This window comes from Streptomyces sp. NPDC055254 (genome assembly GCF_053606025.1).
Genome location: NZ_JBSGQV010000001.1, coordinates 140,407 through 164,353 on the forward strand (window position 1 = coordinate 140,407; position 23,947 = coordinate 164,353).

Consider the following 23,947-nt stretch of genomic DNA (forward strand, 5'->3'; position numbering starts at 1 on the left):
TTGCGTTTCACAGTGTGAGACGCGAATATCGTTTCATGGACAACTCTAGCGGCGTCGGCGTTCTCGACAAGGCAGCTCTGGTATTGAGCGCACTGGAGTCCGGTCCGGCCACCCTCGCCGGGCTGGTCGCGGCGACAGGGCTCGCACGACCCACGGCACATCGCCTCGCCGTGGCACTGGAACACCACCGGATGGTGGCGAGGGACATGCAGGGCCGGTTCATCCTCGGACCGCGGCTGGCGGAGCTCGCCGCCGCGGCCGGCGAGGACCGTCTGCTGGCCACGGCGGGACCGGTACTCACCCACCTGCGCGACGTGACGGGCGAGAGCGCGCAGCTCTACCGGCGGCAGGGAGACATGCGCATCTGCGTGGCGGCCGCGGAGCGGCTGTCGGGACTGCGGGACACCGTCCCGGTCGGCTCCACGCTCCCGATGAAGGCCGGCTCGGCCGCGCAGATCCTGATGGCCTGGGAGGAGCCCGAGCGGCTGCACCGCGGCCTGCAGGGCGCGCGCTTCACGGCGACCGCGCTCTCGGGCGTACGACGCCGGGGCTGGGCCCAGTCGATCGGCGAGCGGGAGCCCGGCGTGGCCTCCGTATCGGCTCCGGTCCGCGGACCGTCGAACCGCGTGGTGGCCTCGGTATCGGTCTCCGGGCCGATCGAGCGGCTGACCCGCCACCCGGGCCGGATGCACGCACAGGCCGTCATCGACGCGGCCGCGCGCCTCTCGGAGGCACTGCGCCGCTCCGGCTGACCCGCACCTCCACCTCTGTCCACCCCCGGGCCCGGGGGCGCGTACGACGCCGCACACGTCCGAACACGCGCCGCCGGGCCCGTACTTGTCCCGCCTCGTCCGCGCAACCACCGGTGCCCGGCAGGAAACGCCGAAGAGGCCCTCCGCGATGATCGCGGAGGGCCTCTTTTCGATGTGTACCCCCGACCGGATTCGAACCGGCGCTACCGCCTTGAGAGGGCGGCGTGCTAGGCCGCTACACAACGGGGGCAAAGCACTGCGCTACTTCTGCACTGCGCTGGGCTACCAGGACTCGAACCTAGAATAAGGGAACCAGAAACCCTCGTGTTGCCAATTACACTATAGCCCAAAGTGGTCTAGACCAGACCAACAGTACCCCCGACCGGATTCGAACCGGCGCTACCGCCTTGAGAGGGCGGCGTGCTAGGCCGCTACACAACGGGGGCCCTAGCGATCCTGCATCAAGACGTCCGGGTGCGACCCTGGAGATCTCGCGGGAAGGATCTGTACCCCCGACCGGATTCGAACCGGCGCTACCGCCTTGAGAGGGCGGCGTGCTAGGCCGCTACACAACGGGGGCAAAGCACTGCGTCACTACTGCACTGCGCTGGGGTACCAGGACTCGAACCTAGAATAAGGGAACCAGAAACCCTCGTGTTGCCAATTACACTATACCCCACCGAAAGTCAACCCCTGAGGGGTTTTTCTTTTCTGGTGGCGCCTCCGTCCGGCCTTTCGGCCCGCACCGGCGGCGCAGAAAGAACATTACCGGATGCCTGACCGTGCTCCAAAACGGGTATCCCCGGCCAGCAGGTCGGGGAGCCCGGCGAGTCCCTCGATCCGGTGCACGCCGTCTGGTCCCGGCCCCCGGACACCGTCCCGGTCCAGCCAGACCGCCAGCAGGCCCGCGTCCCGGGCCCCGCGCGCGTCGATCTCCGGCTGGTCGCCCACGTAGGCCACTTCGCCCGGGGACAGGCCCAGCGCTTCGCAGGCAGCGAGGAAGGCCGCCGCGTCGGGCTTGCTGAATCCGAGCTCCACGGCGCAGACCAGCACCTCGAAGCGGTCCCGCAGGCCGAGGTGGCGCAGCTTGGGGTCCTGGTTGGCGAGGGAGGCGTTGGAGAGCACGCCGTGCCGGTAGTCGACGGCGAGGGCGTCCAGCACGGGCACGACGTCGGGGAAGACGGTCCAGGCGGTCTTGTAGTGCTCGATGTACTGGTCGAACCAGGCATCGGCGGCCCGGGCGGTCATCTCCGGCGCGCCGAGGAAGTCGCGTACCCGGTCCCGGCGCTGCCCCTGGAAGGTGACCGCGCCCTCGGCGAAGCGCGCCCAGTGCCGGTCGGTGAGCTCCCGCCAGACCGCCAGCGCACGCTCGGGGCTCCCGTACCGGTCCCCCGGCTCCGTGGCGTCCAACTGCCGGGCGAGCCCGGCGGCGTCCGCGCCGGTGTAGTCGAACAGGGTGTCGTCGACGTCCCACAGCACGGCTCGGATCGGCATGCGCCCGACCCTACTCCGCCCCGTCCGTGCACGGGACCCGCCGGGGAGAACACCCCGGGGGCGGCAGCCCGGTGCGGCTGCCGCCCCCGGGGGGAGGTACGGGTGGGGCGGGCGGCCAGTGCTGTGGCCGGCACGGTTTGCCGGCCACAGCGCTAGGCGGCGAGCTTGGCCAGGGCCGCGTCGATGCGGGACAGCGACCTGTCCTTGCCCAGGATCTGCAGGGACTCGAAGAGCGGCAGGCCGACCGTGCGGCCGGTGACGGCGACACGGACCGGGGCCTGGGCCTTGCCGAGCTTGAGGCCGTGGGCCTCGCCGGCGGTCAGGACGGCCTGCTTGAGGGACTCCGGGTCCGACCAGTCGGCGGACGCGAGGTTCTCGCGGGCCGTGGTGAGCAGCGCGGCCGGCTCGCCCTTCATCGCCTTCGTCCAGGAGGCCTCGTCCTCGACGGGCTCCTTGAGGAAGAGGAAGTCGACGTTGGCGGTGATGTCCGAGAGGACCGTCACGCGCGTCTGGGCGTACGGGGCGATGGCCGCCCAGGCCTCGGCGTCGAAGTCCTGCGGTGCCCAGTTGGCGTGCGGGGCCCGCAGCCAGGGGGTGCAGGCGTCCGCGAAGGCCTTGGGGTCCAGGAGGCGGATGTGGTCGGCGTTGATCGCCTCCGCCTTCTTGAGGTCGAAGCGCGCCGGGTTGGCGTTCACGTCCGGGATGTCGAACTTCGCCACCATCTCCTCGATGGTGAAGATGTCCTGGTCCTTGGAGAAGGACCAGCCCAGGAGCGAGAGGTAGTTCAGCAGGCCCTCGGGGAGGAAGCCGCGCTCGCGGTACAGGTTGAGCGAGGACTCGGGGTCGCGCTTGGAGAGCTTCTTGTTGCCCTCGCCCATCACGTACGGCAGGTGGCCGAACTCGGGGACCGCCTTGGCGACGCCGAGCTCGATCAGCGCCTTGTACAGCGCGATCTGGCGCGGGGTGGAGGACAGCAGGTCCTCGCCGCGCAGGACGTGGGTGATCTCCATCAGCGCGTCGTCGACCGGGTTGACCAGGGTGTACAGCGGAGCGCCGTTGGCCCGGACGATGCCGAAGTCCGGAACGTTCTCGGGAGTGAAGGACAGCTCGCCGCGCACCAGGTCGGTGAAGGTGATCGTCTCGTCGGGCATCCGGAAGCGGACGATCGAGGTGCGGCCCTCGGCCTCGTACGCGCTCTTCCGCTCGGCGGTGAGGTCGCGGCAGTGGCCGTCGTAGCCGGAGGGCCTACCGGCGGCGCGGGCGGCGTCGCGGCGGGCGTCGAGCTCCTCGGTGGTGCAGTAGCAGCTGTACGCGTAGCCGCCGTCCTGGAGCCGGCGCGCGATGTCCGCGTAGATGTCCATGCGCTGGGACTGGCGGTAGGGGGCGTGCGGACCGCCCACCTCGGGACCCTCGTCCCAGGTGAAGCCGAGCCAGCGCAGCGAGTCGAGCAGCTGGCCGTACGACTCCTCGGAGTCGCGGGCCGCGTCGGTGTCCTCGATGCGGAAGACGAACGTGCCGCCGTGGTGGCGGGCGAACGCCCAGTTGAAGAGGGCCGTCCGGACCAGGCCGACGTGGGGGTTGCCGGTCGGGGAGGGACAGAAACGGACGCGGACGGGTGCGTTAGCCACGCTTGATCACCTTGTTGGTGAGAGTGCCGATGCCTTCGATGGTGACGGCGACCTCGTCGCCGACGTTGAGGGGGCCGACTCCGGCCGGGGTCCCCGTGAGGATGACGTCGCCGGGGAGCAGCGTCATGGCCTCGGTGATGTGGACGATCAGGTCCTCGATCGAGCGGACCATGTCGCTGGTGCGGCCGAGCTGGCGCTGTTCGCCGTTGACCGTGCACTGGACGGCGAGGTCGCTCGGGTCCAGGTCGGTCTCGATCCAGGGGCCGAGCGGGCAGGAGCTGTCGAAGCCCTTGGCCCGGGCCCACTGCTGCTCGCGCTGCTGGACGTCGCGCGCGGTGACGTCGTTGGCGCAGGTGTAGCCGAGGACGACGTCCTTGACGCGCTCCCTGGGCACTTCCCGGCACATGCGGCCGATGACCACGGCGAGCTCCGCCTCGTGGTGGAGGTCCTGGGAGAAGGAGGGGTACGTGATCGGGTCGCCCGGGCCGACCACCGAGGTGGAGGGCTTGAAGAAGGTGAGCGGGGTCCCGGGGACCTCCTGGCCGAGCTCCGCCGCGTGCTCCGCGTAGTTGCGGCCGACGGCCACGACCTTGTTCGGGAGAACGGGCGGCAGCAGCCGGACCTTGCTCAGCGGGACCTTGGTCCCGCTGAGCTCGAAGTCCGCGAACGGGATGCCCTTGATGATGTCGAGGACGAGCGTCGATTCGTCGCCGGGGGCGGTGCTGCCCTCGACCGCGCCGAACGCGACGTTGCCGTCGATCGAGAACCTGGCGATGCGCACGTGTTGCGTCTGCCCCTCTGTTTTCCGCTGGCTGGAGTCTGCGGGCTCCAGGCTAACGCGGCGGGCAGGGGCGCTTCGCGCTCCTTCGCGGGGCGGCTACGACGCGGCGGCGGCCACCGGCGCGTCCATCAGGATCGTGCGCCGCGGGTTGGCGGTCTGCGTCGGCAGCTCGACGGAGTGTTCCGGGGCCAGGGGGGCCTGCAGCTCCTCGGCGTCCTTCAGGTGCACGAGGGTGGTGCGGCGGGGGTTGGCTATGTTGCGGAACATCGTCGTCGTCTTCATCGGAGTCTGCGGTCCTCGGTTCGGTCTCGGGGTCTCGGTTGTCGCGCGCGCCAACCCTGTAAAGGGAAAGGCTAAACATCTGAATCCCCGACTCAACCGGGAAGTAATGGCCACGGCTGTGTGAGTTTGCTCACCCGTGACCTGACAATACCGGCATAACGGTCAGTCACTTTGACCCGAAGAAACGGACATTGTGCCACTGAATGAGCCATTCCGCTCCTGATCATCTCGACTGGGACACCTTGCCAGGCACAGCATTTGGTTGATGTAAGTCCGAATTCTCCCCATAGGCGCCCCACATGGCGTAGTGCACCCGTCACATGACGTGACCGACTCTCCGGGCCGACACGCGCACCTTGTTGGAGATCCGCCTCTGTGCTGGAATTCGCGGGACCGCCGCGGGAACAGCCGGCGCGCAGGTGGCGCGACACAGCGCCGAGCGCGGCGGCAAGGAGAGGGAGACGCGCCGGTCACCGACGACCACCATGGGGCGTTCTGCCCCACGACTCGACACCGTCCCACCGGTCGCCCGGCGGGACGCCTGGTCCAGAGGTTGCGACGCTAGTGCAGGGACGATTCAAGAGGGATGGCAGCGCTGCGGCGGAGCAGGAGCCGCGCGGCGGGACCGACCGTGGCTCCTCGCCCCAGCACGCCCAGAACCGCGGGCCGGCTGTAGAGGGCGCGGGCCCGGACTCCTCCGCCTCGGTGAAGGCGAGGGGCCGCGGCAAGTCCGCCAAGGGCAAGGCCAGGGACAACGCCGGACCGGTCGAGCAGCAGGACGTGGCGATACCGAAGGCCCCCAGCGGGCCCGGTTCTCGTCTGGCCATGCAGAACTGGCGCATCAGCACGCGACTGGTGTCACTGCTGACCCTGCCGGTCGTCGCTGCCACCACGCTCGGTGGCGTCCGCATCAACGACTCGCTCAACGACATCGCGCAGCTGGAGCACATGCAGCTGCTGACGACGATGACCCGGCAGGCCACCAACCTGGCCGCCGCGCTCCAGGAGGAGCGCGACAAGTCCGCAGGTCCGCTGTCGGTCGACAAGTCGGGCAAGCCCAACAGCACCGTCGACGGCGTGCGCGCGACGACCAACGCCGCCGCCGAGTCCTTCGCCGCCGCGACCGACCGGGTCGACAGCGTCTCCGACAAGGACGAGACCCTCAAGTCGATCCGCAACAACATCCTGCAGATCGGCCGCCAGCTCACCAACATCGAGGAAATCCGGCGCAAGGCGTACGCCAACGGCGCCCAGCAGACCGTCACCGAGTACAACGCGCTGATCGTCTCGCTGCTCTCGCTGTCGCAGGACATGGCCCAGGCCACCTCCAGCCCCGAGATGATCAAGCGCACCCGCGCCCTGGCGGCGTTCTCCTCCGCCAAGGAGTACGCGTCGATCCAGCGCGCGATCATCGCCGCCTCGCTCCCGAGCACCAACGCGGAGCAGGGCGAGCTGAAGGAGAACGACCGGCTCTACGCCCTCTCCGCCCTCAAGGGCGAGAGTCAGGCGAAGACCACCTTCACGCTCGTCTACCAGGGCCGGCCCGAGGAGCTCCTCGGCGCGCTGGGCGACGGCAACACGGAGATCGCCAGCGCCGACCACTACGCGCGCCGTGTGCTGAGCACCAAGGACCAGTTCGCCAAGGAGAAGAACCGGTCCTGGATGGACTGGTACGACGCCGACGACACCAAGCTCCAGGCCATGAAGGTCATCGAGCTGACCCTGCTCGAAGACATGGAGCAGAAGGCCCGCGAGCTCAAGAACGAGTCGCAGCAGGACGCCATCATCAACGGTGCCCTGATCCTCCTCGTCCTCGGTGTCTCGCTCGTCGGCGCCTTCGTCATGGCGCGCTCGATGATCCGCTCGCTGCGCCGCCTGCAGGACACCGCGACCCGCGTCGCCCAGGACCGTCTGCCGGAGCTCGTCAAGCAGCTGTCGGAGTCCGACCCGCAGGACGTCGACACGTCCGTGGAGTCGGTCGGCCTGCACACCCGCGACGAGATCGGCCAGGTGGCCGCGGCCTTCGACGACGTGCACCGCGAGGCCGTCCGCCTCGCCGCCGAGCAGGCCCTCCTGCGAGGCAACGTCAACGCGATGTTCACCAACCTCTCGCGCCGTTCGCAGGGCCTCATCCAGCGCCAGCTCTCGCTCATCTCGGAGCTGGAGTCGCGCGAGGCCGACCCGGACCAGCTGTCCTCGCTCTTCAAGCTCGACCACCTCGCGACCCGCATGCGCCGTAACGGCGAGAACCTCCTCGTCCTCGCGGGCGAGGAGCCGGGCCGCCGGTGGACCCGCCCCGTCCCGCTCGTCGACGTGCTCCGTGCCGCCGCGTCCGAGGTGGAGCAGTACGAGCGCATCGAGCTGTCGTCGGTGCCCGGCACCGAGGTCGCCGGCCGCGTCGTCAACGACCTCGTGCACCTGCTCGCCGAGCTGCTGGAGAACGCCACCTCGTTCTCCTCCCCGCAGACCAAGGTCAAGGTCACCGGTCACGCGCTGCCCGACGGCCGGGTGCTCGTCGAGATCCACGACACCGGCATCGGCCTCTCCCCCGAGGACCTCGCCGCGATCAACGAGCGGCTCGCCGCGCCGCCGACCGTGGACGTCTCCGTCTCCCGCCGCATGGGCCTGTTCGTGGTCGGCCGCCTGTCCCTGCGACACGGCATCCGCATCCAGCTGCGCCCCTCCGACTCGGGCGGTACGACGGCGCTCGTCATGCTCCCGGTCGACGTCGCCCAGGGCGGCAAGAAGCCGGCTCCGATGCCGGGCCAGGGTGGCCAGGCCGGCGGTGCCCAGGGCGCCCCCGGTGCCCAGGGCTCCGTGGCCGGTGCGGGCGCCCGCCCGCCCGTCGGCGGTGCCCCGCAGCGCGGCCAGGTCCCGTCGGGCAACCAGCGTGCCGCCCTGCCGGGACGCGACGGTTCCGGTCCGCAGGGCGGACGGCCCGGCCAGCAGGGTGGTCCGGGTGCTCCCGGCGGCCGCCCGCAGCAGGGTCCGACCACCGCCGGCCAGGGCCAGGGCGCCTTCGGCGGCGGTGCGCCGCAGCCGGGCCGCGGCCCGCAGGCCCGGCCGGTCGGCGCTCCGTCGGCAGCCGGCCCGGCCGCGTTCCCGCAGGGCAACGGCTTCGAGCGTCCCCAGCAGAACCAGCAGCCGCAGAAGCAGCAGCACCAGAACCAGCAGCCGCAGCAGTCGCAGAACCAGCAGCCGGCCGCTCCCGCGCCGGGTCAGGGCCAGGGGCCGGGTCAGGCGCCGCGCGGCGCCCGGCCGCAGCTGCCGCCCCGCGGCGGCGCCGCGCGTGCGGAGCTTCCCGGCGCGCAGACCGCCAGCTGGGGCGCCGACCAGGCCCGCGGGCACGACGAGCTCGCGGGTCCCGGCTCGACCGCCGAGTTCCCCCGCCCGGACTTCAACGCCCCTCCGCCCCGGGCGGACGGCGGCAACAGCACCACCGGGCAGTTCGAGCGTCCCGACATACGGGGGCCCCTGAACCCGTCCACCACGGGCCAGTTCGAGCGTCCCGAGCTGCGCGGTCCGGCGGACCCGTCCTCGACGGGACAGTTCGCCCGGCCCGGTACCCAGGCCCAGCGGCCCGGCGGCCCGGGAGTCGGCGGCTTCCCCCACCAGCCCCAGGCACCGCAGCAGCCCCAGGCACCCCAGCCCGGCGGCGCGTACGCACCCGTACCTCCCGCCGCCCGGCCCGAGGCGCCCCGGCTGCCGCAGGCGCACCGGCCGGAGGCCCTGCCGCCGGCCCGCAACGCCGGCGACGGCCGCAGCCCGATCTTCGACACGCTGGAGTCGAACTGGTTCCGCGAGGAGGGGCAGCAGCCCTCCGCGCAGGGACCGTCCGTACCCCAGCAGCCGCAGCAGTCCGCCCCGGTGTCCCCGGCCCCGCAGCAGCAGTCGCTGCCGCAGCGCGGCCAGGAGCCCGCGGCCGAGCCCGCCGCGACGGCGACCGGCAGCATGCCGACCGTCAGCTGGCGGTCCTCGCCGAACGACGAGCTGATGCGGCAGGCCGAGCGCGTGCGCCAGCCCGCCGCCGGCGGTATCACGACCTCGGGGCTGCCCCGCCGGGTCCCGCGGGCGAACCTCGTGGCCGGCACCGCGCAGCAGCAGTCCGAGGCACAGGCCGGTCCGCAGGTCTCGCGGGCGCCGGATGAAGTCCGCGGCCGTCTGACCAACCTCCGACGCGGTATCCAGCAGGGCCGTCAGGCCGGCAACAGTGGTCCGGCGACCGGCAGTTACCACATCGACCCCACATACCAGCAGGAGCGATAGTTGAGTTCGATGAGCCAGGCGGCACAGAACCTGAACTGGTTGATCACCAACTTCGTGGACAACACCCCTGGGGTGTCCCACACCGTGGTGGTCTCCGCCGACGGACTCCTTCTGGCGATGTCCGAAGGATTCCCCCGCGACCGCGCCGACCAGTTGGCGGCCGTGGCGTCCGGACTGACCTCGCTGACCGCCGGGGCCTCCCGTATCTTCGAGGGCGGCGCCGTCAACCAGACCGTGGTCGAGATGGACCGGGGGTTCCTCTTCCTCATGTCCGTCTCCGACGGGTCCTCGCTCGCCGTACTGGCGCACCCCGAGTGCGACATCGGCCTCGTGGGCTACGAGATGGCCCTCCTCGTGGACCGGGCCGGCAGCGTCCTCACCCCGGACCTGCGCGCGGAACTGCAGGGAAGCCTGCTCAGCTGACAACCCCCCTCCCGGCCGGACGGTACTTCCGGCCGGGGGACCCGGGCCCACGCCCAGGAACCCAGTACCCCCGCCAGGCCGTCATACCGTCCCCCCACCGGCCGCCCCGTCAGACGGCACGCTGACCACTGCTGTCCAGCCCGGAGGATCAATGACCCCGCCCCCCGCCTATCCCGACACGTACGGAGATTCGTACTCGGAAGGCGACCAGCCGCTGGTGCGTCCGTACGCGATGACCGGCGGCCGGACCCGGCCGCGCTACCAGCTCGCCATCGAGGCCCTGGTCAGCACCACGGCCGATCCGATGCACCTGTCCGGCCTCCTCCCGGAGCACCAGCGCATCTGCACCCTGTGCCGCGAGGTGAAGTCGGTCGCGGAGGTCTCCGCACTGCTGTCGATGCCGCTCGGTGTCGCCCGGATCCTCGTCGCCGACCTGGCGGAGGCCGGAATGGTGGCCATCCACCAGCCGGGCAATGGAGAGGCCGGCGGTACGCCGGACGTCACGCTGCTCGAAAGGGTGCTCAGTGGACTTCGCAAGCTCTAACGGCGGAGCGGCTCCCCGCTCCACCACCTCCGCGAAGATCGTGGTGGCGGGCGGCTTCGGCGTGGGCAAGACCACGTTCGTCGGCGCCGTCTCCGAGATCAACCCGCTGCGCACCGAAGCCGTCATGACCTCCGCCTCCGCGGGGATCGACGACCTCACGCACACCGGTGACAAGACGACGACGACCGTCGCGATGGACTTCGGGCGCATCACCTTGGACCAGGACCTGATCCTGTACCTCTTCGGTACTCCGGGCCAGGACCGCTTCTGGTTCATGTGGGACGACCTCGTCCGCGGCGCCATCGGGGCGATCGTCCTCGTCGACACGCGCCGCCTCGCCGACTGCTTCCCCGCCGTCGACTACTTCGAGAACAGCGGCCTGCCGTTCGTCGTGGCCCTCAACGGCTTCGAGGGACACCAGCCGTACACCCCGGAGGAGGTTCGCGAGGCCCTGCAGATCGGCCCGGACGCCCCCATCATCACCACCGACGCCCGCCACCGCGCGGACGCCAAGAGCGCGCTCATCACCCTGGTCGAGCACGCGCTCATGGCCCGGCTCAAGTAACGGGGTCGCGACTGCCGCGCGGGAGGGGCGGGCTGTGTCTTACGACACGGCCCGCCCCTGTCGTTCATAACGTTTCGACAGACAATTGCCGCCGATCGGCCACCCGGTGCGTTCGGTTGGTACCGCTACGCGCACAGCGCCCCTCACATTTGCCGCAGGACGCTCTTTATGTCCGATTTATGTGGGGCATAAGGCTCCGTGCCGCGCCGAATTCAACTGTTTGGAACACGGCCGTCAACCGTGCTGGAATTCAACGAACTAGCTAGTAGTACCGCCGAGAGGTTGTTGGTCGAGTGAGGCGAAGCAACTCAAGCCCCGCGGATGAACCCGCGCGCGGCAACTTCACCCCGCCGCCGCGAGCGGCCGCGTCGCCCGTCGACGTGCCCGTGGAGCCGCCCGCGAGCAGCGGAAGCACCAGCAGGTTCTCGCCCCGCAACTGGCGCGTGCCGACCCGTCTGAACGCGATCCTGCTCGTCCCCGCCCTGGTCGGTCTGGTCATGGGCGGCTTCCAGGTGAAGGGTTCCGTCGACACCTGGAACGAGGCCAAGGACGCCGAGAAGATAGCCAGGGTCGTCCAGGCCGCCTCCGAGTACAGCCAGGCGCTGCTCAACGAGCGCGACCTCACGGCCGAGCCCCTGCTGAGCGGCGACACCAAGAGCGAGGTCGTCACCACGGCCTACGGGGCCACCGACGCCGCCAAGGTGAAGTTCGACCAGGCCGTCCAGGACATGCCCAAGGACCAGGGCCTGGAGCGCCGCCTCGCCCTCTTCCGCACGGACGAGCCGAAGCTGAAGCTCGTCCGCGAGAACGCCTACGTCCAGGCCCGCGAGAGCGCCAAGAAGAACCTGCCGACCCTGCCCGGTCCCATCCCGACCGAAGAGGGCTATGTGCTGGTCCAGCACTACCTCATGCAGTTCGCCAACGAGCTCGGCCTCGGCACCGGCAACGTGACCTCGTACGGCCGCATGGTCTACGCGATCCAGCTGGCCAAGGCGGCCAACTCGCTGCAGCGGTCCGTCGGCACCCACCTCCTGGTGCGGCCCAACCCCGACGAGAACATCCGCAAGTCGCAGCTCGTGGCCTTCTCCTCGTACGCCTACCTCGAAGAGATCGCCATCGGCGAGTACGTCGCGGCGGGCACCGAGGAGGACACCGCCCGCCTCAAGGAGGTCATGGCCCAGAAGGCGAAGGACGGAGCCGCAGCGCTCGCCGACGCCAAGGGCAAGGCCGAACTCGCCGGCAAGGAGTTCAAGGCTCCGCCGGTCATCAACGACTCGGCGCTGCTCGGCATGACCGACGCCATCGCCAGCGGCGACAAGAACACCACGCTCGCCAAGAACGGCACCACGCCCCAGTTCTGGCAGTACGCGGCCACCGCGAAGTTCGACGGCTACGACCAGATCGAGAGGGAACTCCTCGACAAGGCCGTCAAGGACGCCGTCGCGATCTCCGACGAGGCCCGCAACGACGCGATCGTCAACGGCGCCATCGTCGTCGTGGCCCTGCTCGCCGCCTTCATCCTGGCGGGTCTCATGGCGCGCCAGATGGGCCGCGCGATGCGCCGCCTGCGCGGCGCCGCCTTCGACATCGCCGAGCAGCGTCTGCCGATGCTCGTCGACCAGCTCTCGCGCACCGATCCGGGCAAGGTCGACACCCGCGTCATGCCGATCCCGATCGACTCCCGGGACGAGATCGGCGAGGTCGCCCGTGCCTTCGACCAGGTCCACCGGGAAGCGGTGCGACTCGCGGCCGAGCAGGCCCTGCTGCGAGGGAACGTCAACGCGATCTTCACGAACCTCTCCATGCGCAACCAGTCTCTGATCGAGGGCCAGCTGACCCTCATCACCGAGTTGGAGAACAACGAGGCGGACCCGGACCAGCTGGAGAACCTCTTCCGCCTGGACCACCTGGCCACCCGTATGCGCCGCAACGGCGAGAACCTCCTCATCCTCGCGGGTGAGGAGCCGGGCCGCCGCTGGGACCAGCCGGTGCCCCTCGTCGACGTCCTGCGCGCCGCCTCCTCCGAGGTGGAGCAGTACGAGCGCATCGAGCTCTCCGGCGTCTCCGACGCCGAGATCCACGGCCAGGCCGTGACCGACCTCGTGCACCTGCTGGCCGAGCTCCTGGAGAACGCCACCACGTTCTCCTCCCCGCAGACCAAGGTCCGCGTGAACGCCACGCGTCTGCCCGACGGCCGCGTGATGGTCGAGATCCACGACAAGGGCATCGGCCTCACCGCCGAGGACTTCGCGGACATCAACCACAAGCTGGCCAACCCGCCGACCGTGGACGCCGCGATCTCGCAGCGCATGGGTCTGTTCGTGGTCGGCCGGCTGGCGGACCGGCACAGCATCCGCGTCCAACTGCGCCCCTCGGGCGAGGCGGCCGGCACCACCTCACTGGTCATGCTCCCCGACGCCATCACCCACGGTGGCGGTGGCGAGGGCATTCCGGACGACGACTTCACGGTCTCCTCGATCATCCCGGAGCAGCAGAGCCAGCAGGCCGCGCCGCTGCGCACCGCCGCGGAGCTCGGTTTCGACGACTCGCGCTACGACGCCCCGGGCGCCGACGGCCAGTCGGTCGACCCGGTCGTGCGGTCCCTGAAACGCGAGGAGCGCCGAGCCGCGCTGGAGGCGCAGGTCGCCTACCCGCAGGGGCAGCAGTACGCCGAGCCCGCCGCCCAGGACTATCCGGAACCCCAGCCCGAACACGGGTACCAGCAGTACCAGGGGTACGATCAGCAGCCCGAGCCGGGCTACGACGGCTCGTACGCGCCGCAGGGGGCCCAGCAGGGCTACGACGAATACGCGCAGCAGGAGTACGCGTATCCGGAGGCCGGCTACCAGGACCAGCCGCAGGCCGCCCCGTCCTACGACGGCGGCTACGAGGCCCGGCCCGAGCAGGCCCAGTGGCCCGAGCAGAACACGTATCCGGCGGGCTACCAGCAGGATTACGGGACCGAATCGGAATCACCCGCCGGTCCCGAAGCAGCCCCGGAGCGCGTAGGCTTCGACCGTCCGGATGCCGCTGCCGACACCGGTCACCAGGTGACCGGAGCGGGCCTGCCGCGCCGCGGCAGCCAGCAGCAGTGGCAGCCGGCACAGAAGGAAGCGGAGTCCACCGGATCCCTCTTCGAACAGCGGCCGCAGCGTCAGCAGCAGCCCGCTGAACCGGAGCGGTCCCCGGAGGAGACGGAAGGCACGGCGGCTTGGCGTTCACGCAACGACGAGCGCTGGCAGCAGGCCGGAAAACTCCGTGAGCCGAAGGCCGGCGGGGTCACCCCCTCCGGTCTCCCTCGGCGGGTGCCCAAGGCCAACCTGGTCGAGGGCGCGGCGGAGACGACCCCGCAGGGCGGCCCCCAGGTCTCCCGCGCTCCGGAGGACGTCCGCGGCAGGTTGAGCAACCTGCGGCGGGGTGTCCAGCAGGGACGCAATGCGGGTTCTGAGCAGTCAAGTAACAGCTATGACCAGGAGCGTTAGTGTGAGCCCGATGAGCCAGGCGGCACAGAACCTGAACTGGTTGATCACCAATTTCGTGGACAACACCCCTGGGGTGTCCCACACCGTGGTGGTCTCCGCCGACGGACTGCTTCTGGCGATGTCCGACGGGTTTCCGCGCGACCGCGCCGATCAGCTGTCGGCCGTGGCGTCCGGACTGACCTCGCTGACGGCCGGGGCCTCCCGTATCTTCGAGGGCGGCGCCGTCAACCAGACCGTGGTCGAGATGGACCGGGGGTTCCTCTTCCTCATGTCCGTCTCCGACGGATCGTCCCTCGCGGTACTGGCGCACCCCGAGTGCGACATCGGTCTCGTGGGCTACGAGATGGCTCTTCTGGTGGATCGCGCGGGCAGTGTCCTCACCCCGGACCTTCGCGCGGAACTGCAGGGCAGCCTTCTCAACTAACAGACAGGCAGTGCGTTTCGCGCCATCGCACCATAGGGTGCGGTGGCGCGGTTCCACAGGGAGTACTGCGCATTTGGAGTCGGAGGAGGAGACGTGACAACACCCGGAGGACATCCCTATGGCGGCGCACAGCAGCCGCAGGGTGGGCACGACCAGAACCGCTTCAACTTCCCCTCTGCTCCCAGCCGGCCTTCGCCGGAGCACAACCCCTACCAGCAGCAGCCGTACGGGCAGCCGCAGCAGCCCCCTGTACCTCCGCGGCAGCAGCCGCCGCGTGCCCCGCGGCAGCCGGCTCCGAAGGCGCACAACCCGCTGGTGCGTCCGTACGCGATGACCGGCGGCCGGACCCGGCCGCGCTACCAGCTCGCCATCGAGGCGCTGGTCAGTACCACGGCGGACCCCGCGCGGCTGCAAGGGCAGTTGCCCGAGCACCAGCGCATCTGCCGCCTGTGCCAGGAGATCAAATCCGTCGCGGAGATCTCGGCACTTCTTTCCATTCCTCTTGGTGTCGCCCGGATCCTCGTCGCCGACCTGGCGGAGGCGGGCCTTGTCGCCATTCATCAGCCCGGCGGCGACGAGTCTGCCGGCGGCCAGCCAGATGTGACACTGCTCGAAAGGGTGCTCAGTGGACTTCGCAAGCTCTAACGGCGGAGCGGCTCCCCGCTCCACCACCTCCGCGAAGATCGTGGTGGCGGGCGGCTTCGGCGTGGGCAAGACCACGTTCGTCGGCGCCGTCTCCGAGATCAACCCGCTGCGCACCGAAGCCGTCATGACCTCCGCCTCCGCGGGGATCGACGACCTCACCCACACCGGTGACAAGACGACGACGACCGTCGCGATGGACTTCGGGCGCATCACCTTGGACCAGGACCTGATCCTGTACCTCTTCGGTACTCCGGGCCAGGACCGCTTCTGGTTCATGTGGGACGACCTCGTCCGCGGCGCCATCGGCGCCGTCGTGCTCGTGGACACGCGCCGCCTCGCCGACTGCTTCCCCGCCGTCGACTACTTCGAGAACAGCGGCCTGCCGTTCGTCGTGGCCCTCAACGGCTTCGAGGGACACCAGCCGTACACCCCGGAGGAGGTTCGCGAGGCCCTGCAGATCGGCCCGGACGCCCCCATCATCACCACCGACGCCCGCCACCGCGCGGACGCCAAGAGCGCGCTCATCACCCTGGTCGAGCACGCCCTCATGGCCCGCCTGCGGTAGTCGGACAGCCGGCTGCCCCGCGCCGCCGAAGGCTCCCGAAAGGCCCCCCGTGTCACCGACCGGGGGGCCTTCGCCGTATGCGGGGAGCGGCCGGGCCGGACAGGCCGAAGGCCCCGCACCCGGGCGACGGGTGCGGGGCCTTCGGTCGTGCTCGGGTACTCAGCCCTGCCAGCTGTGCGGCGCCCGGAAGCCGGGCGTGCGCTCCAGGCGGCGCCAGCCGGCCTGGGAACGGCCCGTGCGGGCCGAGGCGCCCTCGGGGGTGGCGACGGCGCGGGCGAGCAGGATCGCGGTGATCGCGGCCAGCTCCTCCGGCTCGGCGTGGCCCTTCTCGACGCGCAGCAGGGTGTCCGTGGCAATGCTCATCGTTGGCAAGTCTCCTTCGTCTTACTGCGGCGGGTTGCCGTGCTTGCGCGACGGCAGGTCGGCGTGCTTGTTGCGGAGCATCGCGAGGGCGCTGACGAGGACCCCGCGGGTTTCGGCGGGGTCGATGACGTCGTCGACGAGGCCTCGCTCGGCCGCGTAGTAGGGGTGCATCAGCTCGGCCTTGTACTCCTTGACCATGCGGGTGCGCATGGCCTCGGGGTCCTCGGCGTCCGCGATCTGCTTGCGGAAGATGACGTTGGCGGCACCCTCGGCGCCCATGACGGCGATCTCGTTGGTGGGCCAGGCGTAGGTGAGGTCGGCGCCGATGGACTGGGAGTCCATGACGATGTACGCCCCGCCGTAGGCCTTGCGCAGGATCAGCGAGATCCGCGGGACGGTGGCGTTGCAGTACGCGTACAGCAGCTTGGCGCCGTGGCGGATGATGCCGCCGTGCTCCTGGTCGACGCCCGGCAGGAAGCCGGGGACGTCGAGGAGGGTGATGATCGGGATGTTGAAGGCGTCGCAGAGCTGGACGAAGCGCGCCGCCTTCTCGGAGGCGTGGATGTCCAGGACACCGGCGAGGTGGCCGGGCTGGTTGGCGACGATGCCGACGACCTGGCCGTCGAGCCGGGCCAGGGCGCAGATGATGTTGCGCGCCCAGCGCTCGTGGATCTCCAGGACGTCGCCCTCGTCGACGAGCTCCTCGATGACCTTGAGCATGTCGTACGGGCGGTTGCCGTCCGCGGGCACCAGGTCCAGCAGGACCTCGGAGCGGCGGTCCGCCGGGTCGTTGGTCTCGTGGACGGGCGGGTTCTCGCGGTTGTTGGAGGGCAGCATCGTGATGAGGTAGCGGACCTCGGCGATGCAGGTCTCCTCGTCGTCGTACGCGAAGTGCGCGACGCCCGAGGTCTCGGCGTGCACGTCCGCGCCGCCGAGGCCGTTCTGGGTGATCTCCTCGCCGGTGACCGCGCGGACCACGTCCGGGCCGGTGATGAACATCTGCGAGGTCTCGCGGACCATGAACACGAAGTCCGTCAGGGCCGGGGAGTACGCGGCGCCGCCGGCGCAGGGGCCCAGCATGACCGAGATCTGCGGGATGACGCCGGAGGCCTTGGTGTTGCGCTGGAAGATGCCGCCGTAGCCGGCGAGGGCCGAGACGCCCTCCTGGATACGGGCACCGGCGCCGTCGTTCAGGGAGACCAGCGGAGCCCCGGCCGCGATGGCCATGTCCATGATCTTGTGGATCTTCGTGGCGTGGGCCTCGCCCAGGGCGCCGCCGAAGATGCGGAAGTCGTGCGCGTAGACGAAGACCGTGCGGCCCTCGACCGTGCCCCAGCCGGTGATGACACCGTCGGTGTAGGGCTTCTTGTTCTCCAGGCCGAAGCCGGTCGCCCGGTGGCGGCGCAGCTGCTCGACCTCCCGGAAGGAACCTTCGTCGAGCAGCAGCGCGATGCGCTCACGGGCGGTGAGCTTGCCCTTGGCGTGCTGGGTCTCGGTCGCGCGGTCGCTGGGGCCGCGCCGCGCCTGCTCGCGCAGGGAGTGCAGCTCGGCCACGCGCCCACGGGCGTCCGTCGGCTCGCTCGGGATCTGGTCCACAACGGTCATGTACCGACCTTACGAAGCGCGCGGTCAAAAACCTCCGTTGATACCGCACAGTCTCAGCACTGATCCGCTGTGCGGCCCGGACAGAACCGCCCCCGGAAGTACGGACTCCGCCAGCCGGGACCTTCACCCTTTGTGGGACTCCCACAAATTCGCGCGACATAGGATCTGGAAGTTGAAATTTGAACAAGATGAGCCTAGTCTCGAACTCGTCGAAGTAATTGAAGCTTCAACGAACCTGTCCCGCGGAACGCGGGACCTACCGAGGAGGAAGTCATGGGTCTCTTCACCCGCCGCAACCACCAGGCCGCGCCCGCCCAGAACGGCACCACCGCCGTCGCCACGCTCGACCTGGACCCGGCCCTGGCCGCGCTCACCGGTGACTACGCCATCGACGCCGCCCACAGCAGCATCGGCTTCACCGTCCGCCACGCCATGGTGACCAACGTGCGCGGCGCCTTCGCCGGGCACGAGGGCATCCTCCACCTGGACGGCGCCGACCCGTCCCGGTCCACCGCCTCCATCGACGTGCGGACCGCCTCCGTCGACACGGGCATCGCCGACCGCGACGGCCACCTGCGCGGCGGCGACTTCTTCGACGCCGAGACCTTCCCCCTGATGACCTTCCGGTCCACCGGGGCCCGCCGCGTCGGCGCCGACACCTATCGCATGACCGGCGACCTGACGATCAAGGACGTCACGCGTCCGCTCTCCATCGACCTGGAGTTCAACGGGTCCGCCACCGACGTCTACGGCGCCGAGCGCGTCGGCTTCGAGGGCTCGGCCGAGATCTTGCGCTCCGACTGGGGCCTGACGTGGAACGCGGCACTGGAGGCCGGCGGCGTGATGGTCAGCGACAAGGTGAAGCTGACCTTCGACATCTCGGCCGTCAAGCAGGCCTGACCGGGCACCGGACCGCTGGACACGTGGGGCACGGCACCGGCCCCGGGGGCGGGCGGCTAGAAGCCGCCCCCGCCGTCGAAGCCGCCACCGCCGCCACCGAAGTCCCCGCCGCCGAAGTCGGACGGGTTGAAGTCGGCGCCGGAGGTGTCGCCCCCCTCGAAACCGCCGCCGAAGTCGGAGGCGTAGGCCGGGCCGGACATCATCGAACCGAGCATCGTGCCCATGAGCAGCCCGGGCAGGACGCCGCCGCCGAAGTAGCCGCCGGCCCACGGCCCGTACACGGGGCCGGCGTCGTAGTAGGGGCGAGGCCCGTGCTCGGTGTCGACCGTGCGGACCGCCGGGTCCAGGCCGTCGCGCAGCCGTGCGGCGTCCGCCGCGCAGACCGGAACGGTACGGGGAGTCCCGCCGGCCGGCGCCCAGCTCGCGTCCTCGGTGCTCGGACCGTGCCGCGGATCGAAGAAGCAGGGCGAGCGGCGCTCGGGAACGGGCGCGCCCCGCCGCCTCGCGTCCAGGCACGCCAAGGCGTACCGGCCGTCCTCCAGGGCCTGTGTGACCCCTTGGACCTCCTCGGGGCGCTGCACGGAGGCCATGGTGTGCTTGGCCTTGTCGTACGAGTCGAGGCCCTGGGCGTAGTCCTTGCGCATGGCGTCGTCCGCGCCGGGCTCACCGGGGTGGAAGTCGAGGCGTTCGAGTTCCTCGCCGAAGGCCGTGATGTCCTCGTCGACGACCACGCCGAGCCGGGCGACGGCCTCGCGGCGGGCCTCTTCCTTCTTCTTGCGGTTCCGGCGGACCAGGGCGTACGCGCCGCCACCGCCGACCACGGCCACCGCGCCGAGCACGACCAGCCCGCCGACCGGGGCGCCGTCGGCGGCGCGGGCGCTGTCCCAGGAGGCCGGAGCGGAGCCCCGGACCTGCCTCAGGGCCTGGTCCACGAAGTTGTTCAGCTGGGTGCCCGCGTCCACCGGCCCGCCGGTCTTCACGGACTCGCTGAGGTTGCGCACGGCGTTGCCCGGCATGACCGCGCGGTCGGCGGCCGCGTCGAAGCCGCTGCCGAGCCGGATCGCGTAGAGCCCGGTGACGCCGGTGCCGGCCCGGACCGCTTCGAGCACCTTGTCCGGCGGGAACTCGGCGGTGGCCGGCAGTACGGCGACGAACACCGGCTTCCCGGCGTCCTCGATCTTTTGCGCGAGCGCGTCCGCTTCGGCCGGTGGCAGCTGCGCCCGGGCCCGGGGGTCGACGTGGACCGGCCCGTTCTTGAGGGCCTCGGCGACAGCGGCGGTCCCGGTGGCGGCCGACGCCTGCGGCGCGGCCCCGAGGGCGGTCGCCGCAAGGGCCAGCAGCAGACCGGACAGCAGTGATCCCACGCGTACGGATATCAGCCTGGTCCTCATGTCACCGACGCTACCCGAACCGGCACTTTCTCGTGTGAGTAGGACATAAGGGTCATTTCTCGGCCGGCTGCACGTGCGCGGCCGGCCGGTGCTGCTCTCGGCTACTCGGCCGGTTCCACGCCCGCGTGGAGGAGGCCGTACGTGAACGCGTCCTCCAGGGCCTGCCAGGACGCGGCGATCACGTTCTCGGCGACGCCGACCGTGGACCACTCGCGGACGCCGTCCGTCGTGGCGATCAGCACCCGGGTCGTGGACTCCGTGCCGTGCTTCCCCTCCAGGATGCGGACCTTGTAGTCGACCAGCTCGAACTTGGCCAGCTGCGGGTAGAAGCGCTCCAGCGCCACCCGCAGGGCCCGGTCCAGGGCGTTGACCGGCCCGTTGCCCTCCGCCGTCGCCACGATCCGCTCCCCCTTGGCCCACAGCTTGACCGTGGCCTCGTTGGCGTGGGTGCCGTCCGGGCGGTCCTCGACGATGGCCCGCCAGGACTCGATGCGGAAGTACTTGCGGGCCCGGCCCTCCGCCTCGGCGCGCAGCAGCAGCTCGAAGGAGGCGTCGGCCGCCTCGTACGTGTAGCCCTGGAGCTCCCGCTCCTTGACCCGCTCCACGACCCGGGAGATCAGCGCGCGGTCCCCGCCGAGGTCGACGCCGAGCTCCTTGCCCTTGAGCTCGATCGAGGCGCGGCCCGCCATGTCGGACACGAGCATCCGCATGGTGTTGCCGACCCGCGCGGGGTCGATGTGCTGGTACAGGTCGGGATCGACCTTGATGGCCGAGGCGTGCAGACCGGCCTTGTGCGCGAACGCGGAGACTCCCACGTACGGCTGGTGCGTGGAGGGGGTCAGGTTGACGACCTCGGCGATGGCGTGCGAGATGCGGGTCATCTCGGCGAGCGCGCCCTCGGGGAGCACCTGGCGGCCGTACTTGATCTCCAGGGCGGCCACGACGGGGAAGAGGTTGGCGTTGCCGACGCGCTCGCCGTAGCCGTTGGCGGTGCACTGGACGTGGGTGGCCCCCGCGTCGACGGCGGCCAGGGTGTTGGCGACGGCGCAGCCGGTGTCGTCCTGGGCGTGGATGCCCAGGCGGGCGCCGGTGTCGGCGAGGACGGTCGCGACGGTAGCCGTCACTTGGGCGGGCAGCATCCCGCCGTTCGTGTCGCAGAGGATGACGACGTCGGCGCCGGCCTCGTGCGCGGTGCGCACGACGGACTTCGCGTACGCGGGGTCGGCGCGATAGCCGTCGAAGAAGTGCTCGCAGTCGACGAAGACCCGGCGGCCCTGGGCGACCAGGTGGGAAACGGTGTCGCGGACCATCTCCAGGTTCTCGTCGAGGGTGGTGCGCAGCGCGAGTTCGACATGGCGGTCGTGGGACTTGGCGACGAGCGTGATGACCGGTGCGCCGGACTCCAGCAGGGCCCGGACCTGGGGGTCCGTGGCGGCCGAGCCGCCGGCCCGCCGGGTCGCGCCGAAGGCGACCAGCTGGGCGTGCTTGAAGTCGATCTCGGCACGGGCGCGGGCGAAGAACTCGGTGTCACGGGGGTTGGCGCCGGGCCAGCCGCCCTCGATGAAACCCACTCCGAAGTCGTCCAGGTGCCGCGCGATCGTCAGCTTGTCGGCGACGGTCAGGTTGATGCCTTCGCGCTGCGCCCCGTCGCGCAGCGTGGTGTCGAAGACATGGAAGCTGTCGTCGAGGACCGATGTCGTCGTCATGCTGATCTGACTCCTGTCGGATGAGTGGCTCCGGGTACCCGGGATCCACTGCCCCCATCATCGCGCGCTGCCCGGCCCCGGCCGGTTGGGCCGGGAAACGAAAAAACCCCTCGCGGGTGCGAGAGGTCGGCGCGCGGGTCTGGGGCACGATGGCCGCCGCCGCGAAGTTCTTCCACGGTTCAGCGGTCAGTGCGGACCGGCGCGCTGCTGCCGATAATCATGGGCTGAGCAAGCACGCCGGCAGTCTGCCATACACCCCGCGGCGCGCGGACACGGATCTCACGATGCGGGCAGCGGGCATCCGGCCCGGGCCCGTCGTCGTTGTCGTTGCCGCCGTTGCCGCCGTTGCCGCCGTTTTGTCGCCGTCGCCGTCCGCCCGGGGCGGGCGTCAGTGGGGGGTCAGGGTGTCCGTGAGGAACTCCGTGACGTGGGCCAGGATGGAGGACCGGTCCAGGGTCGGCAGGCCCACCGCGAGCTGGATGCTGAATCCGTCCAGCAGGGCCCGGATGCGCGTCGCGACGCGGTCGGGGTCCACCGCGCGGAACTCGCCCCGCGAGACGCCCTCGGCGAGCAGCGCCACCAGGTCGCGGTGCCAGGCGCCCTCGATGGCCGCCTGCCGGTCGCGTTCCTCCGGTCCGGCGTTCTGCGAGCGGTTCCAGACCTCCAGCCACAGCGTCCAGTGCGGATCGCGGGGGCGCGTGGGCACGTACAGGTCGACGTACTCCCGCAGGCGCTCGGCCACCGGGCCGCGCCGGGACAGCAGCGCCCGCCGTTCGGCGCCAAGTTCCGCCTCGCTCCACTCCAGGGTCTGCAGCAGGAGCTCGTCCTTGCTGCGGAAGTAGTAGAGGAGGTGGCCGCTGCTCATGCCGACCTCGCGGCCCAGCCCGGCCATGGTCAGGCCCTCAAGGCCGCGTTCGGCGATCGTGGCCATGGCGGCGACGAGTACGTCCTCGCGCGGGGGCGCGTTCTTGCGCGCCGCACGTACCGGTACTCCACCCGCCGCCATGGGCCACTCCTCGTCGTCCGGTCGCCGGTCCCCCGTGCGGGTCAGACCTTCGGCTGCTGCTGGGTGATGCAGTGGATACCGCCACCCCCGGCGAAAATCGTACGTGCGTCGACGAGGGTCACGGTCCGCTCGGGGAACAGGCCCCTGAAGATCTCGGCCGCTTCCTCGTCGCGCGGGTCGTCGAAGGCGCACAGCACCACGCCGCCGTTGCACAGGTAGTGGTTGATGTACGAGTAGTCCACCCACTCCCCGTCCTCCACCAGCACGGTCGGCGCGGGGACCTCCACGACCTCCAGCTGCCGCCCGCGGGCGTCGGTGGACGCGCGCAGGATGGCGGCGATGGTCTTGCAGCGCTCGTGGTCCGGGTGGGCCGGGTCGGGCTGGGTGTGGACCACGACGACGCCGGGGCGGGCGAAGGCGGCGACGATGTCGACGTGGCCCTGGGTGCCGTAGGTGCCGTAGTCGCCCGCCAGGCCGTACGGGAGCCAGATCGCCTTCGTCGTGCCGAGGTGGGCGTGGATCTCGGCCTCCACCTGCGACCGGGTCCAGCCGGGGTTGCGGCCCTCGCCCAGCTGCACGGTGTCGGTCAGGAGCACGGTGCCCTCGCCGTCGACGTGCACGGCGCCGCCCTCGTTCACGAGAGGGGTGCTGAAGGTACGGGTGCCGGCCACGTCGGCGACGTGCCGGGCGATCTTCGCGTCGTGGTCCCAGCGGGCCCACTCCTGGGCACCCCAGCCGTTGAAGGTCCAGTCCACGGCGGCCAGCTCGCCGGCGTCGTTGCTGACGAAGGTCGGGCCGATGTCGCGCATCCAGGCGTCGTCGAGCTCGCGCTCGACCAGCTGCACCTCGTCGCCGACGATCGCGCGGGCGCTCTCCGCGTCCCCGGGCGAGACCACGAGCGTGACGGGCTCGTACGCGCGCACCGCGCGGGCCACCGCGCCCCAGGCCTCGCGGGCCTCGGCGAGCTCCTGTGCGTTGGTGAAGGTCGGATTGGGACCGGGCCACGCCATCCAGGTGCGCTCGTGGGGGGTCCACTCCGCGGGCATCCGGAATCCGGCGTCGGCCGGCTTGGCGGGGTTCTCGGGCTGTTCGGTCATGGCAGGGGTCCTTACGGGCGGTGCTGAC

At 70.7% G+C, this 23,947-nt stretch carries 20 protein-coding genes and 5 tRNA genes; 10 read left to right on the forward strand and 15 right to left on the reverse strand.

From position 1 onward, the window contains the following. Positions 1-35: 35 nt before the first annotated feature. Complete coding sequence (gene ndgR / locus ACWFQ8_RS00635; RefSeq protein WP_073911130.1) at positions 36-752, forward strand: IclR family transcriptional regulator NdgR; 717 nt, start codon at positions 36-38, stop codon at positions 750-752. A gap of 177 nt (positions 753-929) precedes the next feature. Here ndgR and ACWFQ8_RS00640 read toward each other — a convergent pair. The 9 genes from ACWFQ8_RS00640 to ACWFQ8_RS00680 all read right to left on the reverse strand — a co-directional run bounded on the left by ACWFQ8_RS00640 (position 930) and on the right by ACWFQ8_RS00680 (position 4,937). After that, positions 930-1,002 (reverse strand) — tRNA-Glu (locus tag ACWFQ8_RS00640). Positions 1,003-1,029: 27 nt separating this feature from the next. Beyond that, positions 1,030-1,101: transfer RNA gene (locus ACWFQ8_RS00645), tRNA-Gln, on the reverse strand. A gap of 24 nt (positions 1,102-1,125) precedes the next feature. After that, positions 1,126-1,198: transfer RNA gene (locus ACWFQ8_RS00650), tRNA-Glu, on the reverse strand. 61 nt (positions 1,199-1,259) lie between these two features. Further along, positions 1,260-1,332, reverse strand: a tRNA-Glu gene (locus ACWFQ8_RS00655). Between the two features lie 27 nt (positions 1,333-1,359). Further along, positions 1,360-1,431 (reverse strand) — tRNA-Gln (locus ACWFQ8_RS00660). An 86-nt stretch (positions 1,432-1,517) separates the two neighbouring features. After that, positions 1,518-2,246, reverse strand: a complete 729-nt coding sequence (locus ACWFQ8_RS00665) for an HAD family hydrolase (RefSeq protein ID WP_453784007.1) — start codon at positions 2,244-2,246, stop codon at positions 1,518-1,520. Between the two features lie 152 nt (positions 2,247-2,398). Further along, complete coding sequence (gltX, locus tag ACWFQ8_RS00670) at positions 2,399-3,874, reverse strand: glutamate--tRNA ligase (protein ID WP_453784008.1); 1,476 nt, start codon at positions 3,872-3,874, stop codon at positions 2,399-2,401. Continuing rightward, a complete protein-coding gene (locus ACWFQ8_RS00675; protein ID WP_453784009.1) occupies positions 3,867-4,655 on the reverse strand; it encodes a fumarylacetoacetate hydrolase family protein in 789 nt (262 codons plus the stop codon). The genes gltX and ACWFQ8_RS00675 overlap by 8 nt, the downstream gene beginning before the upstream one ends. Positions 4,656-4,751: 96 nt before the next feature. After that, the gene (locus ACWFQ8_RS00680) at positions 4,752-4,937 is read right to left on the reverse strand and encodes a hypothetical protein (protein ID WP_453784010.1); all 186 of its coding nucleotides are present in this window, start codon (positions 4,935-4,937) and stop codon (positions 4,752-4,754) included. Between the two features lie 564 nt (positions 4,938-5,501). Here ACWFQ8_RS00680 and ACWFQ8_RS00685 point away from each other — a divergent pair. The 8 genes from ACWFQ8_RS00685 (at position 5,502) to ACWFQ8_RS00720 (ending at position 15,851) form a co-directional block, all read left to right on the forward strand. Then, positions 5,502-9,203 carry a nitrate- and nitrite sensing domain-containing protein gene (locus ACWFQ8_RS00685; RefSeq protein ID WP_453784011.1) on the forward strand — a complete coding sequence of 1,234 codons (3,702 nt, stop codon included), beginning with the start codon at positions 5,502-5,504 and terminating at the stop codon, positions 9,201-9,203. A 9-nt stretch (positions 9,204-9,212) separates the two neighbouring features. Further along, positions 9,213-9,626, forward strand: coding sequence for a roadblock/LC7 domain-containing protein (locus ACWFQ8_RS00690; protein ID WP_150212026.1), 414 nt, complete (start codon positions 9,213-9,215; stop codon positions 9,624-9,626). A 151-nt stretch (positions 9,627-9,777) separates the two neighbouring features. Then, positions 9,778-10,170: a DUF742 domain-containing protein gene (locus ACWFQ8_RS00695; RefSeq protein ID WP_453784012.1), complete on the forward strand. Its 393-nt coding sequence runs from the start codon at positions 9,778-9,780 to the stop codon at positions 10,168-10,170. Next, positions 10,151-10,735, forward strand: a complete 585-nt coding sequence (locus ACWFQ8_RS00700; RefSeq protein WP_243337754.1) for a GTP-binding protein — start codon at positions 10,151-10,153, stop codon at positions 10,733-10,735. Before ACWFQ8_RS00695 ends, ACWFQ8_RS00700 begins: the two co-directional genes overlap by 20 nt. A gap of 293 nt (positions 10,736-11,028) precedes the next feature. After that, positions 11,029-14,217 carry a nitrate- and nitrite sensing domain-containing protein gene (locus ACWFQ8_RS00705; protein WP_453784013.1) on the forward strand — a complete coding sequence of 1,063 codons (3,189 nt, stop codon included), beginning with the start codon at positions 11,029-11,031 and terminating at the stop codon, positions 14,215-14,217. Positions 14,218-14,227: 10 nt separating this feature from the next. Next, complete coding sequence (locus tag ACWFQ8_RS00710) at positions 14,228-14,641, forward strand: roadblock/LC7 domain-containing protein (protein ID WP_267717653.1); 414 nt, start codon at positions 14,228-14,230, stop codon at positions 14,639-14,641. Between the two features lie 93 nt (positions 14,642-14,734). Continuing rightward, on the forward strand, positions 14,735-15,286 hold the full coding sequence (locus ACWFQ8_RS00715; protein WP_453784014.1) for a DUF742 domain-containing protein: 552 nt from the start codon (positions 14,735-14,737) through the stop codon (positions 15,284-15,286). Beyond that, on the forward strand, positions 15,267-15,851 hold the full coding sequence (locus ACWFQ8_RS00720) for a GTP-binding protein (RefSeq protein WP_403631347.1): 585 nt from the start codon (positions 15,267-15,269) through the stop codon (positions 15,849-15,851). The genes ACWFQ8_RS00715 and ACWFQ8_RS00720 overlap by 20 nt, the downstream gene beginning before the upstream one ends. A 159-nt stretch (positions 15,852-16,010) precedes the next feature. On the opposite strand, the gene ACWFQ8_RS00725 is transcribed toward ACWFQ8_RS00720, so the two are convergent. Both ACWFQ8_RS00725 and ACWFQ8_RS00730 read right to left on the reverse strand, forming a co-directional pair. Next, on the reverse strand, positions 16,011-16,214 hold the full coding sequence (locus tag ACWFQ8_RS00725) for an acyl-CoA carboxylase subunit epsilon (RefSeq protein WP_453784015.1): 204 nt from the start codon (positions 16,212-16,214) through the stop codon (positions 16,011-16,013). A gap of 21 nt (positions 16,215-16,235) precedes the next feature. Continuing rightward, positions 16,236-17,819: an acyl-CoA carboxylase subunit beta gene (locus ACWFQ8_RS00730; RefSeq protein ID WP_453784016.1), complete on the reverse strand. Its 1,584-nt coding sequence runs from the start codon at positions 17,817-17,819 to the stop codon at positions 16,236-16,238. Between the two features lie 273 nt (positions 17,820-18,092). Here ACWFQ8_RS00730 and ACWFQ8_RS00735 point away from each other — a divergent pair, with 273 nt between their 5' ends. Continuing rightward, a complete protein-coding gene (locus tag ACWFQ8_RS00735) occupies positions 18,093-18,719 on the forward strand; it encodes a YceI family protein (protein WP_453784017.1) in 627 nt (208 codons plus the stop codon). Between the two features lie 56 nt (positions 18,720-18,775). Here ACWFQ8_RS00735 and ACWFQ8_RS00740 read toward each other — a convergent pair whose 3' ends face one another. The 4 genes from ACWFQ8_RS00740 to ACWFQ8_RS00755 form a co-directional block, all read right to left on the reverse strand. Further along, positions 18,776-20,110: a hypothetical protein gene (locus tag ACWFQ8_RS00740; protein WP_453784018.1), complete on the reverse strand. Its 1,335-nt coding sequence runs from the start codon at positions 20,108-20,110 to the stop codon at positions 18,776-18,778. 101 nt (positions 20,111-20,211) lie between these two features. Continuing rightward, on the reverse strand, positions 20,212-21,816 hold the full coding sequence (gene cimA, locus ACWFQ8_RS00745) for a citramalate synthase (protein ID WP_453784019.1): 1,605 nt from the start codon (positions 21,814-21,816) through the stop codon (positions 20,212-20,214). A 388-nt stretch (positions 21,817-22,204) separates the two neighbouring features. After that, positions 22,205-22,822 (reverse strand): TetR/AcrR family transcriptional regulator, encoded by a 618-nt coding sequence (locus ACWFQ8_RS00750; RefSeq protein ID WP_453784020.1) that lies wholly within the window; start codon positions 22,820-22,822, stop codon positions 22,205-22,207. Between the two features lie 41 nt (positions 22,823-22,863). Further along, on the reverse strand, positions 22,864-23,919 hold the full coding sequence (locus ACWFQ8_RS00755; RefSeq protein ID WP_453784021.1) for an agmatine deiminase family protein: 1,056 nt from the start codon (positions 23,917-23,919) through the stop codon (positions 22,864-22,866). Positions 23,920-23,947 lie beyond the last annotated feature (28 nt).

Bases quoted from the DNA above. Each gene is read 5' to 3' on its own strand.
- ACWFQ8_RS00710 (WP_267717653.1), top strand. From the start codon at position 14,228: ATGAGCCAGGCGGCACAGAACCTGAACTGGTTGATCACCAATTTCGTG.
- ACWFQ8_RS00740 (WP_453784018.1), bottom strand. From the start codon at position 20,110: ATGAGGACCAGGCTGATATCCGTACGCGTGGGATCACTGCTGTCCGGT.
- ACWFQ8_RS00665 (WP_453784007.1), bottom strand. From the start codon at position 2,246: ATGCCGATCCGAGCCGTGCTGTGGGACGTCGACGACACCCTGTTCGAC.
- ACWFQ8_RS00690 (WP_150212026.1), top strand. From the start codon at position 9,213: ATGAGCCAGGCGGCACAGAACCTGAACTGGTTGATCACCAACTTCGTG.
- ACWFQ8_RS00750 (WP_453784020.1), bottom strand. From the start codon at position 22,822: ATGGCGGCGGGTGGAGTACCGGTACGTGCGGCGCGCAAGAACGCGCCC.
- ACWFQ8_RS00755 (WP_453784021.1), bottom strand. From the start codon at position 23,919: ATGACCGAACAGCCCGAGAACCCCGCCAAGCCGGCCGACGCCGGATTC.
- ACWFQ8_RS00680 (WP_453784010.1), bottom strand. From the start codon at position 4,937: ATGAAGACGACGACGATGTTCCGCAACATAGCCAACCCCCGCCGCACC.
- ACWFQ8_RS00695 (WP_453784012.1), top strand. From the start codon at position 9,778: ATGACCCCGCCCCCCGCCTATCCCGACACGTACGGAGATTCGTACTCG.
- ACWFQ8_RS00735 (WP_453784017.1), top strand. From the start codon at position 18,093: ATGGGTCTCTTCACCCGCCGCAACCACCAGGCCGCGCCCGCCCAGAAC.
- ndgR (WP_073911130.1), top strand. From the start codon at position 36: ATGGACAACTCTAGCGGCGTCGGCGTTCTCGACAAGGCAGCTCTGGTA.
- ACWFQ8_RS00725 (WP_453784015.1), bottom strand. From the start codon at position 16,214: ATGAGCATTGCCACGGACACCCTGCTGCGCGTCGAGAAGGGCCACGCC.
- cimA (WP_453784019.1), bottom strand. From the start codon at position 21,816: ATGACGACGACATCGGTCCTCGACGACAGCTTCCATGTCTTCGACACC.
- ACWFQ8_RS00730 (WP_453784016.1), bottom strand. From the start codon at position 17,819: ATGACCGTTGTGGACCAGATCCCGAGCGAGCCGACGGACGCCCGTGGG.